This is a genomic window from Mycobacteroides saopaulense, from assembly GCF_001456355.1.
Classification (GTDB): domain Bacteria; phylum Actinomycetota; class Actinomycetes; order Mycobacteriales; family Mycobacteriaceae; genus Mycobacterium; species Mycobacterium saopaulense.
This window is the reverse complement of the sequence record NZ_CP010271.1, coordinates 4,428,857-4,439,064: the sequence shown is the minus strand read 5'-3', so window position 1 is coordinate 4,439,064 and position 10,208 is coordinate 4,428,857. Positions and strand designations below refer to the sequence as shown.

Here is a 10,208-nt window from a genome sequence, read left to right as displayed (position 1 = left end):
CGACAGGAGGACGCGTGAAAGCCGTTGCCAGAGTGGTGGCATTCGGGATTGTCGAGCTCGCGGTGTTGGGATTGGTGCTGTTCCTGCTTGCCGGAACATTCACCTACTGGCAGGCATGGGCGTTTCTGGTGGTGTTCGCGTTGTCGACCTGGATCCCGAGTATCTACCTGCAGAGGGCGGATCCGGCAGCGCATCAGCGCCGTAAGCGCGCGGGCCCTGCGGCAGAAACCAGGACATTGCAAAAGGTACTCATCGGTGGCTGGTACTTGTCGTTGGTGGCCATGGTGATGGTCAGTGCCCTTGACCATCGCTTCGGCTGGTCCCCGGTGCCCGCGGCGATCTGTGTGGTCGGTGATGTGCTGGTTGCCCTTGGGCTGGGGGTGACGAGTTTGGTGGTCATTCAGAACAGCTTTGCGGCATCCACTGTTCAGGTGGAAGCCGACCAGCCGCTGGTCACCACCGGACTGTATGAGCTCGTGCGGCATCCGATGTACACGGGCAACGTGATTACCATCGTGGGATTTCCGCTGGCACTCGGCTCGTACTGGGGGCTGGTCTGCGCGGCGCCGGGCCTGCTCATGCTCGTCGTGCGCATCCGTGACGAGGAAGAGCTACTCATCGAGCGGTTGGACGGCTACCGCGAGTACACGCAGCGGGCCCGTTATCGCCTGATGCCATACGTCTGGTGATGGATTGGTCGGCGCGATTACGAGAACCATTGGGCACGTATGAATCCGGTGAGTAGCACTGCGAATCCGCCGATCTCGCCGCCGATCAACAGGGCCATGGACAGGTAGATTCCCGCGCCGGGATTTTCGAGCTGATTGGTGGTGTCGCGCAGTGCCCCGTGGAGGATGTAGCTGGCGATAGCGGCCACGAAGAAGAACACCAGGACCATCGCGGCGGTGATGTTCACCCAGGCGGGCCACGCGCTCAACTCGACGAATACCGCGGTGAGCAAGGTGGCGAACGAGTAGAGCAGTGCGGCGCGATGGGCGATATCGACGTAGGGGTGTGCGAGATGATCTGGGCTGGTGAGCATCTGGCGGTATTTCCAGATACCGAGTACCAGTGCGAGAAGGAAGATGAGTCCGGCCGCGAGCAGTGTTACCGCCGTGGCGGTGCTGAGTGCGGGGCCGGTGCTGATCATCACTCGACCCTACTGCGGTGCTCCCGCCGTACCTCAGGAAGGGGAAAGGTCGGTGGGAGCGCTCTCCGCCGACTCGGCTTGTCGGTCGGTGACGGCCCAACTTCCGAGAAGTGTGAGCCGCTCGGCTGTGGTGGAATTCGGCTCGGCGGTCATGACATACAGGTTGAGACCCGGGTGCCTTCGGCTCGTATCGAGACGGACTGGAGATCATCCGCCGGGCAGCGTCCAAGGATAAGCAACTCGTCGTCGCGCAGGGCTGGTCGCACTACGACCTCTATGACAAGCCGGAGCCGGTGGCGCTGGCATTGGCCGGGGTGATCCCCTTCTTCAAGAAGCACGTGTGGAACGGCTACACGCTGTCGTGCAGCCGTTCCAGGCCCACGATCAGGAGCCCTAGGCCAAACTCGAAGTCATCCTCGATCGACACGGCCAGAGACTGCCCGATGGCGAGCGTCATGGGGAAGTCGGCCATGTCGAGGCCTTGCACAAGCCGCATGAGCAGCGCGGGATCGGTGCCGCGGCTTTTGTGTTCCACACCCAGCTGTGTCGCGAAACCCAAGACGTATCGGCCCACGGTTGTGTATATGCGGGCGGCGTCCGCCGGGGTGAATCCTGCATTGACGAACAGCTTGAGCGTGCGTTCGCGCAGCGTGAAAACCTTCGGCCCCACGGGCAGCTGATCGGCCAGCAGTATCGCGACATTCGGGTGGCGCCGCATGGCATCGAACAACGCGCGGGCAGACAGCGCGCACGCGCGTTGCCAGTCCATGGCGGCGAGCTCCTCGTCATCGAAGTCGATCTCGCCGAATACCCGATCCACGACGTGTGCGACGAGTTCGGTGCGGTTCTCGAACCGCCGGTAGATGGTTGCCGTACCGGTATCGAGCCGGCGTGCCAGGGCGCGCATGGACAGCGCCTCGCCCCCTTCCTCGTCCACGATCCGTAACGCCGCCTCGACGATCGAATCCATGGGCAGGGGCGGGCGGCCACGCGTTCGTCGCTCGTCCGTCACGCCCGCCAGTATGTCCGTCTTGACAGCGCGGGGCAATTACGGCAACACTGTTGCCGTAATTCTGTTGGCGGGTACGGCCCAGGAGACCGCGACCGAGTTCACACAGCGCAGATGCGGTGGACTGACTCACGAGGGGTGTCGCGGACTTCCTTGGCCTCCTGCCTGGGAGCAGGCTCAAACAAGCAATCGGTCGACAGTCGACACAACGTGAGCGGCTCCGTCTTCGGCGGCCAGGATGTCGGCGAACCGACGGTTTCGATTTCTGAGTTCCTGATCGGTGACGGCGATGCGGATGGCATTGGCCAGCTGCTCGGCCGTCATGGTCCGTTGCCCGATGGTGTCGGCGCTGAGTCCGAGGTCCCTCAATCGTCGAGCCCAGAAAGGCTGATCGCCCAGGCCGGGTGCGGCGACAGTGGGTACTCCGGCACGTAACCCCGCAGCGGTTGTCCCCGCACCACAATGATGTACGACGGCGGCCAGCCGAGGGAACAGCCAGCTGTGCGGAACCTCGTCCACCATCAGGATTCCGTCGCCCCCGACGTCGATTCCCGCCCAGCCGGATTGCACAACGCCCCGCACACCGGCCAGGCGTAATGCATCTCGCACGAGCTCCGATATGCGCCGCGCCTGTACGGCCGAGGTCATCGTGCTTCCGAAACCGACGAACACAGGGGGTGCGCCGGCCGCGAGAAAATTGCCGAGTTCCACGTCAGGACGCCACTGCGGGTCAATCGCCGGCCACCAGTACCCGGCTACTTCCAGACCAGGGCGCCAATCGGTAGGTCGGGGCACGATATGAGGTGAGAAGCCATGCAAGACAGTCCATTGCGCATCGGATCGGATTCTGCGTAGCTTGCCGCCCGACATCTTCGGTAGGTCGAGATCGCGCCGAAGGCCTGCCACCACCCCGCCGTAGAGGTGATCGACCAGCCACGCGCCGGCGTCGGATGCCAGACGGTTACACGTCGACCCCGCCGACCAAGGCCCGAGTGCTGCCGGTGGAAAATCGCGGGTTGCGGAGAACGGCTGCATCCGAATACCTATGGAGGGAATGCCTTTGGCCTCAGCCAGTGGATGCCCGGCCAGTTCGGAGAACGGTGACAGCAGCAGTATGTCAGCGGGTAGGTCGTGTATCGCCGTCAGCAGTGCGTTGCCCAGCGACCGCATGCCGCGCGGGGCAAGAAATTCGGCAAGGCCCCTCGTGACGTTGACATCCGCGTCGTCGGATGGCGCGCCCGGCTCCGATATGCCACGAAAGTCCAATCCGCAGTTCGAAAATAGAGACGCGAAGCGGTCATACGCGGCGAATGTCACGTGGTGTCCGGCTTGAAGCAGGCGCACACCGACACCTGTCAACGGCGCGACGTCGCCGTGGCTGCCGACGGCGGCGATGACCACACGTGCCATCACCCACCCCGTACTACTCGCTGGAAGATCTTCACCACGTCTTCCGCATACCGGTTGGCGTCAAAATCGGGATCCTGCAGGATCTTCTCTACCACCGCGTTGACCGCCCCGCGCAATGCTATTGCGGTGGAATCGATGGGAAAAGAAGAGAATTCACCCGTCTTGCGCCCGGCGCGAAGAATTGCTGTCGGGTCGATCCTGGTCAGTTGTTCGGCCAGTTCGGGTGTTAATCCCAACTCGCGCAAGGGTTTTTCGGCACGCGGCTTGTAGCTGGTACCAAGCTGCGCCAAGGCGGCCAGCTGTATCCGGTGGGTATCGAAGTATTTGATGCTGGAACGGATGTAGACCGCAAGCTTGTCGGTCTGCGTTCGAGCCTGCTCAAGGGCAGGAGCGACAGCCTCGATGCCGGATCTGTACATCGAGGCGATCACCGCTTCGATGAGCCCGTCCTTGGTGCCGAAGTGGTAGAGCACCACGCTCATCGCGATGCCGGCGCGCTCGGCGACCTTGCGGACGGAGGTCTGCGGATAGCCCACCTCGGCAATGACCTCGATGGCACACGTGATGATCTGCTCGCGGCGAGCGACCTCGGTAAAGGTGCGTTCCCGGTCAGATTTAGATCGCATGATCGAAGTATAGATCAGTTGATCTAGTGTTGAGGGCCCATTAAGCCTGGTTAACGGTTGGTTAACGGCTATATATCATTTTTTCCAGACCCCAACCCCCATGGGGTACTCTGAGATTTAGCTGAGAATCAGTCGAATGTCTCATAAATTGGGAACCGGGTGAACCTTGAAGCCGTTGAACTGGGTGAATGCATCAACGTTGATGTCTCTGGCAAGTGATGTTCACTTCCTAGGCCATTAGCAAGATGACCGAGCGGAAAGGAAACACCACATGAAAAAGTCACTCGTTGCAATAGTGGGCGGCGCGGGCGTCACCGTCGCGGTCGCTCTGATGGGCGCGCCCGTTGCCTTGGCGGGTCCCACCCCTCCTCCGGTCTGTTACGCCGGCGAGACCAGTGTCAACGCCACTGAGCTGCGTCCTTGCGTGGCCCCGGGCGATGTCATCTATGAGCAGGGTGTCCACCAGCCGACCTACGAGGGCGCCAACCCGTTGGTTCCGCTGGGCACCAACCCGCACGTCCCCTATGGCACCAACAAGAACAACGCCTAGTTATTACGCATAACCGGCTTCATCTTCGTAGACGCAGAAGGAGCATCAGTCATGAAGAAGATCGTCACAGCAGCGGCCGCGGTGGTCGCTGCCACGGGACTTTCCCTGGCAACAGCGGCCGCCGCCCTCGCCGGCCCCACCTCAGATCCGGACGCGGTCATCAATGACCTGAAGTCCAACGGATACCGGGTGATCGTCACCAAGGTGGGCTCGGAGCATCCGTCGCAATGCACGGTTCAGGGAGTGTCACAGCAGTCCGGAGTCCAGAACGTGCAGCCGGGGCGCAACATGCGCAACCAGCCCACGACGGTCCCGACCGCTGGACAAAAGGTCGCATACGTCACGCTGGCCTGCTAGCTGCCCCCCGCCGGGCGGTGGCGACACCGGTAGATGAGTGTCCGTCGATGACCTCTCACGCCGTGTCGCCACTGGCCCGATGAGAATGCCTGGCGCGTGGTCATATCGGGACTCATTGCCGCGCAGCAAGATACGCATTCGCCCGCACGTATGAAGCGATGGGCCAGCCGATCCTTCACCCTACTGTGTGCTCAACTTTCTTGGCCCAAATCATTCTGGCCACAGCGACTTCGGCGCATCCGACAGATCTGTCGGCGCAAACATACGGACAGGAACCGAATTCGGGACGGCTGAAGTCCGACTGGTGATCGCCAGTCGGTACAAGCTGTCAGGTTTCTCGACACTCTCCGCGGAACTGATCGTGGTGTCTATTTCGTGCCCTTCTGCGGTGCCGGTGAACTCGAATGAGGTAGCGCGCAAGCCATCCCACCCAGTGAGACCCGTATAGCCCAAAAGGTGGGATAGGTAACAGAAATTTTCCTGCGTTAATACAACAGTTGCGCTGATGTGCAAGAAAAGTGACCAAAGTGGGTAGTGCACAGCAAATTTCGAATCAAAGGCGCTGAACATTCCACAAACCGACCATTTCCTGCAGGTTTGTCGGGTTGGACGAACGGCGAGACATGTACTACCGTAATCAGTAACACGTTGGCGGACAGTAATTCTCGCCATAATTCCCAGCAAATATGACGGAAGCCACATATTTTGGCAGGTCATCAAGCTGGTTGTTAGCGTCGCGTCCCATGTCTGATCTCGCTGCTTTGCTGGCGTTTATCCATCAGGTCTCGGGTACGCCATACATCTCGGGCGGAGACAGCGCACGGGGCACCGACTGCTCCGGCCTGGCTTCCTGGGTGGCCAACGTCGCCACCGACCGCCCCGCCTTCGGTTCTCGGTTCAACACGGGGAACCAGGAGCGCGCGCTTCTTGCACGTGGTTTCAAGTACGGCACCGCACCCGGTGCGTTGGTGATCGGCTGGAACGGCGGTCACACCGCTGTCACCCTGCCTGACGGCACTGCCGTCTCCAGCGGTGAGGGGGGTGGCGTGAAGATCGGTGGCGGCGGCGCCTACCAGCCTCAGTTCGGGCGCCACATGTACTTGCCCATGGACAACGAGGGAGCGGCAGAGCCCGCGCCGCTGGACGTGCCCGAGCATGCGGCGGGACCCGAGGTGATTCCCGCGACGGTGCTCGCACCCCAGCCCGAGCCCGCACCCGCCGAAGAAGCACCCGCGGAAGCGGATTCTGTAGAGATCTGACCGGCCTCTCAAGCTTTGACGCCATCCCACAATTGGGTTGCGCTCGTGTCGTCGCTCACTCGTCCCGATGGGCGGGAGATGCCCGCCAGCTATGTCACCAGGGCCGAGCTTGCCGTGGACGGTGGCTGGACCGCCGGATCTACTCTGCGGACGATCATGGGTCAGTGGGCCCGATCGCCGGTCCTCAGCAGCGCCAGTAGTTCCTCTGCGCACCGTTTCGGCAATTCCAGCTGTGGGAAATGCGTGGTGCCGTCCAGTCGTGCATAGCTGAACCAGGGATTGCGCGCCCGGAACTCCTCGTGCAGATCGTCGTAGGCGGTGCGCTCCGGCTTGCAGAAAACATGGTGCACGCGTCGCGGTTCGGACAATTTCTCCATCCGCGCCATGGGTGAACCCCAGGTCGCATACGCATCTTCGATAACCCGACCGGCGCGGGCCCACACATCGAATCCGAATCCGCCCATCTCCGAACGGATGTGTCTGTTGACTGCCTCGTTGCCGCTGCCGGCCAGCCAGGCGTCGAGGAACTCCAAGCGGCTCGACCGCCAGTTCGCCGGGTCACGGAACGCCCTTATGCCGTCGAGGAATTCGGCGGGGGCCTGCGACATGATGAGGTCCACGATCATGACACCCGGTACCCGCTCTGCGCCCAGCCGCTCGGCGAGCTCCAGTGCGGTCCACCCGGCATGGGCATGCGCGACGGGTACAAACGACTCCACGCTCAGGGCATCGAGTAACCCGATGACATCGGAAACCTGTTCTGCAAGACCGAAGTCGGCAGCGGGTGTGCGATCGACGCCATGGCCCCGCCAATCCATGCGGATCACGCGATGGTGGGGGACCAGATAGGGCATGAGTTCGTCGTATGCGCGGTGGTCGTGTCCCCACCCGGTGAGCAGCAGCAACGTGGGCCCGTTGTCCAGGCCTTGATCGTCAAAGGTGATCTGCGTGTCATCGATGGTGATGGTGTACATCAGCGGTCCGCCCTAGAGTCCCGTGTGAACGCGTACGGGGTGCACGTGCACGATCGCTTCGCCGGGGGCGCTGTGGTGCTCGTCCACGTAGAGCTCGGCGCGGTCGGCTCCCAGGTACCGGGAGGTGATGTCGATCAGTGTCGCTCGAACCTCGGATTCGTCGGATTCCACCTTGGCCTCACCCTGGAGCTGGACGTATAGGTAGGGCTCGGTTTGAGTCGCCACCGTGATGACCGCGCGCGGATCACGTTGCAAGGCCTTGACTTTACGAGAACTCAGGTGCGTGACGAACTGTAGGTGATCCTCGGCGAGCCGGTACCAGACGGGCAGAATCAGTGGCCGGCCGTCGACGCCGAGATATCCCAATTGCCCTATCAGGGCGGGCGTGGAGTCGAGGAACTTTCGGACGGCCGGATCGTGGATCGAGGTCATGGTTCCTCAACCTAGAATCTCATGTGCACTTGAGGTCAAATCCATAGCCCCGCTGTGCCGACACGCGTTGTCGTGGCGGATTTGTATCGCATACTTCCGCCATAAGGCGGCGTGTCGGGATAATGACGGCGTGACGCACAAGATCGCGGCAGGCCTGGCTGTGCTGGCATTCATCGTGTCTGGGCAGCCAGCGGGATACGCCCACGCCGATCCGCAGGCCTGTGTTCCGGGAGACCCGGCCCAGCCTCAGGCAGAGCTCTTCGCCACGAACAACACCGCGATCATCGCCGATCCTGCGGACGGGCGGCTGCGAGACCCACTTGACGATTTCTCGCTGCAGGTGAGCGCGATGACCGTTCAGAATTTTGTCCTCCCCGTGCGGTCGACGCCGGTCGACGGTGTCTATTGGTCGCAGGACACCAACCGCATGACCTATGAGCGTTCGCGTGCCTTCGAACTCGCCTGCGTGGATCGTGACGATCTGCACCGCATCGGTGAGCAGGTAGGCCAGCAGTTCAATCAGGAATCGGTGCTCACCTTCGAGTACCTGCCCGCCGGAGACGCCGGGATCAACGCGGTGGCAGTGGAGGTTCCGGGTGTCGACAGGGTTCGGTTCCACGACGCACTGGCCGCGGACAAGGCCGCGCGCGAGGCCCTGGCCGGAGGTTCGATCACCGAAGACGGGTGGTTGATCCTGATCGCGGACGCCGCCGACGTGAACGTCGCGAAACGCCTGGTCGGTGCCGCCGGTGGCCGTTGGCAGGACGCCACCCTGCGCTATGGAAAGCGTGAGTTCGTGGAGACTGCCAGCTGATCGTCTACCAGGTATCGACGACAGATCGTCTGGGCGGCAACGGTTCCCGCATGGCCGCGGCGAACGTCGAGGCGACGAGTGAGCGCGTCTCTGCCGGGTCGATCACGTCGTCGATCTCAAAGATCTGAGCGGCGTTGAGCGCCTTGGCGTTCTCTTGTGCCGCAGCGGTGGCTTGGCGCACGGCCTCCTCGCGGGCCTCCTCGTCGGGTATCGCCTCCAGTTCCTTACGTAGCCCCAGACGTACCGCCCCTTCCAGGCCCATCGGCCCCAGGTGCGCACCCGGCCAGGCAACCGTGAGCAGGGGCTCCTGCAGACTTCCGCCCGTCATGGCTTGTGCGCCAAGCCCATACCCGCGGCGCAGAATGACCGAGACCAGGGGCACGCGTAGCGCGGCTCCGGCGACGAGCATGCGCGAGGCGCGCCGGACCAGTGCGTCAGCTTCCGCGGCTGGACCGACCATGTATCCCGGGCAATCGACCAGCGAGAGCACCGGCAGCCCGAATGCGTCGCAGAGTTGCAGGAACCGTGCGGCCTTATCCGAAGCGGCGGCGGTGATCGCCCCCGCCATCACCATCGAATTGTTGGCGAGGACGCCGACGGCGCGGCCTTCGATGCGGGCGAGCGCCGTCACCATCTCAGGAGCGAACTTCTCGCGTAGGAAGGTCACCGAGCCGACATCGGCCAGCGTTTCGATGATCGGTGCCACGGGGTAGGCGCGCCGTGCACGCTCGGGAATCATGGTCCGCAAAGCGGTTTGGTCCGCACCTTCGCCGGAATCCGTTGCCCCCTGGAAATACCCGATGAGCCGCTTGGCGACGGCGACGGCCTGCTCCTCATCGTCCACCACCACATCGACGACACCGTTGGGGGACTGGACCGCCAGGGGTCCGACTTCGTCGGGGTGCACCTCGCCGAGCCCTCCGCCGGCGATCATGGCGGGACCGCCCATGCCGATCGACGTATCCCTGGTCGCCACGATCAGATCCGAGCAGCCCGCGATCACGGCATTGCCCGCGAAGCATCGGCCCTTGACCACCGAAATCCGCGGTACTACCCCCGACAGCGCCGCCCACAATTTGAACGCGCGCACGTCGAGCATCGAGACCACCGGGTAATCGGTATCGCCGGGCCGACCACCGCCACCCTCGGCGAAGAACACCGTGGGCAGCTTCATACGTTCGATCAGATCGAAGAGCCTGTCCTTCTTATGGTGCCCGAGCGCACCTTGGGTGCCGGCCAAGACGGTGTAGTCGTAGGACAGCACGGCGCACGCGCTGCGGTCGGGGCCGAACGTGTCGCTGTTGATGCGCGCCGTTCCCGCCACGAGCCCGTCCGCAGGTGTGCGGGCGATCAAGTCGGCGAGCTCTCGGCGGCCGCGTTGCGCGGCAATGGCGAATCGCCCGTATTCCACGAAGGATCCGGCGTCGACCAGATCGGCGATGTTTTCGCGGGCAGTGCGCCCGCCGGCTGCGTGGCGGCGCGCAACCGCGTCGGGGCGCGCGGCGTCCTCGGTGAGCGCACGCCTGGCTAGTAGCTCCGCGTGGTCGGGACGCAACGGTTCATCGGCCATGGTGCGGACTCTTCCATACCGCCGTCAGAACACTCGAAGATCTGCGGGAACTTTTCC

The 10,208-nt window shown here is 63.0% G+C and carries 11 protein-coding genes and 2 pseudogenes; 6 read left to right on the top strand and 7 right to left on the bottom strand.

The window, feature by feature from the left end:
• Positions 1-14: 14 nt before the first annotated feature.
• Positions 15-689, top strand: coding sequence for a methyltransferase family protein (locus MYCSP_RS22105; protein ID WP_162266280.1), 675 nt, complete (start codon positions 15-17; stop codon positions 687-689).
• Positions 690-706: 17 nt separating this feature from the next.
• Here the strand turns inward: MYCSP_RS22105 and MYCSP_RS22100 are convergent, their stop codons facing one another.
• The 4 genes from MYCSP_RS22100 to MYCSP_RS22080 all read right to left on the bottom strand — a co-directional run bounded on the left by MYCSP_RS22100 (position 707) and on the right by MYCSP_RS22080 (position 4,213).
• Complete coding sequence (locus MYCSP_RS22100) at positions 707-1,150, bottom strand: hypothetical protein (protein ID WP_088415163.1); 444 nt, start codon at positions 1,148-1,150, stop codon at positions 707-709.
• Between the two features lie 349 nt (positions 1,151-1,499).
• Positions 1,500-2,120, bottom strand: a complete 621-nt coding sequence (locus tag MYCSP_RS22090) for a TetR/AcrR family transcriptional regulator (protein ID WP_083019578.1) — start codon at positions 2,118-2,120, stop codon at positions 1,500-1,502.
• 216 nt (positions 2,121-2,336) lie between these two features.
• Entirely contained in the window at positions 2,337-3,569 is a 1,233-nt protein-coding gene (locus tag MYCSP_RS23240; RefSeq protein ID WP_162266279.1) for a glycosyltransferase, read from the bottom strand.
• Complete coding sequence (locus tag MYCSP_RS22080) at positions 3,569-4,213, bottom strand: TetR/AcrR family transcriptional regulator (protein WP_088415161.1); 645 nt, start codon at positions 4,211-4,213, stop codon at positions 3,569-3,571. The genes MYCSP_RS23240 and MYCSP_RS22080 overlap by 1 nt, the downstream gene beginning before the upstream one ends.
• Positions 4,214-4,466: 253 nt before the next feature.
• On the opposite strand from MYCSP_RS22080, the gene MYCSP_RS22075 reads away from it, so the two are divergent.
• From MYCSP_RS22075 to MYCSP_RS23190, 4 genes and pseudogenes are all read left to right on the top strand, one after another.
• Positions 4,467-4,745 (top strand): hypothetical protein, encoded by a 279-nt coding sequence (locus MYCSP_RS22075; RefSeq protein ID WP_070911676.1) that lies wholly within the window; start codon positions 4,467-4,469, stop codon positions 4,743-4,745.
• Positions 4,746-4,796: 51 nt separating this feature from the next.
• The gene (locus MYCSP_RS22070; protein WP_070911677.1) at positions 4,797-5,102 is read left to right on the top strand and encodes a hypothetical protein; all 306 of its coding nucleotides are present in this window, start codon (positions 4,797-4,799) and stop codon (positions 5,100-5,102) included.
• 686 nt (positions 5,103-5,788) lie between these two features.
• Positions 5,789-6,218, top strand: a pseudogene (locus MYCSP_RS22065) (hypothetical protein); the annotation flags it as partial.
• Positions 6,219-6,445: 227 nt separating this feature from the next.
• Positions 6,446-6,526, top strand: a pseudogene (locus tag MYCSP_RS23190) (3-alpha-hydroxysteroid dehydrogenase); the annotation flags it as partial.
• Here the strand turns inward: MYCSP_RS23190 and MYCSP_RS22060 are convergent.
• Both MYCSP_RS22060 and MYCSP_RS22055 read right to left on the bottom strand, forming a co-directional pair.
• Positions 6,523-7,335, bottom strand: a complete 813-nt coding sequence (locus tag MYCSP_RS22060) for an alpha/beta fold hydrolase (protein ID WP_088415159.1) — start codon at positions 7,333-7,335, stop codon at positions 6,523-6,525. The pseudogene MYCSP_RS23190 and the gene MYCSP_RS22060 sit on opposite strands and share 4 nt — an antisense overlap.
• Before the next feature lie 12 nt (positions 7,336-7,347).
• Positions 7,348-7,767, bottom strand: coding sequence for a TIGR03618 family F420-dependent PPOX class oxidoreductase (locus MYCSP_RS22055; RefSeq protein WP_088415157.1), 420 nt, complete (start codon positions 7,765-7,767; stop codon positions 7,348-7,350).
• Positions 7,768-7,909: 142 nt separating this feature from the next.
• Between MYCSP_RS22055 and MYCSP_RS22050 the strand changes: the two genes are divergently transcribed.
• The gene (locus MYCSP_RS22050; RefSeq protein ID WP_407661718.1) at positions 7,910-8,581 is read left to right on the top strand and encodes a hypothetical protein; all 672 of its coding nucleotides are present in this window, start codon (positions 7,910-7,912) and stop codon (positions 8,579-8,581) included.
• A 4-nt stretch (positions 8,582-8,585) separates the two neighbouring features.
• Here MYCSP_RS22050 and MYCSP_RS22045 read toward each other — a convergent pair whose 3' ends face one another.
• Positions 8,586-10,151 carry an acyl-CoA carboxylase subunit beta gene (locus tag MYCSP_RS22045; RefSeq protein ID WP_088415153.1) on the bottom strand — a complete coding sequence of 522 codons (1,566 nt, stop codon included), beginning with the start codon at positions 10,149-10,151 and terminating at the stop codon, positions 8,586-8,588.
• Positions 10,152-10,208 lie beyond the last annotated feature (57 nt).

Coding starts and splice junctions, on each gene's coding strand:
- MYCSP_RS22100 (WP_088415163.1), bottom strand. CDS start 1,150: ATGATCAGCACCGGCCCCGCACTCAGCACCGCCACGGCGGTAACACTG.
- MYCSP_RS22090 (WP_083019578.1), bottom strand. CDS start 2,120: ATGGATTCGATCGTCGAGGCGGCGTTACGGATCGTGGACGAGGAAGGG.
- MYCSP_RS23240 (WP_162266279.1), bottom strand. CDS start 3,569: ATGGCACGTGTGGTCATCGCCGCCGTCGGCAGCCACGGCGACGTCGCG.
- MYCSP_RS22075 (WP_070911676.1), top strand. CDS start 4,467: ATGAAAAAGTCACTCGTTGCAATAGTGGGCGGCGCGGGCGTCACCGTC.
- MYCSP_RS22070 (WP_070911677.1), top strand. CDS start 4,797: ATGAAGAAGATCGTCACAGCAGCGGCCGCGGTGGTCGCTGCCACGGGA.
- MYCSP_RS22060 (WP_088415159.1), bottom strand. CDS start 7,335: ATGTACACCATCACCATCGATGACACGCAGATCACCTTTGACGATCAA.
- MYCSP_RS22055 (WP_088415157.1), bottom strand. CDS start 7,767: ATGACCTCGATCCACGATCCGGCCGTCCGAAAGTTCCTCGACTCCACG.
- MYCSP_RS22045 (WP_088415153.1), bottom strand. CDS start 10,151: ATGGCCGATGAACCGTTGCGTCCCGACCACGCGGAGCTACTAGCCAGG.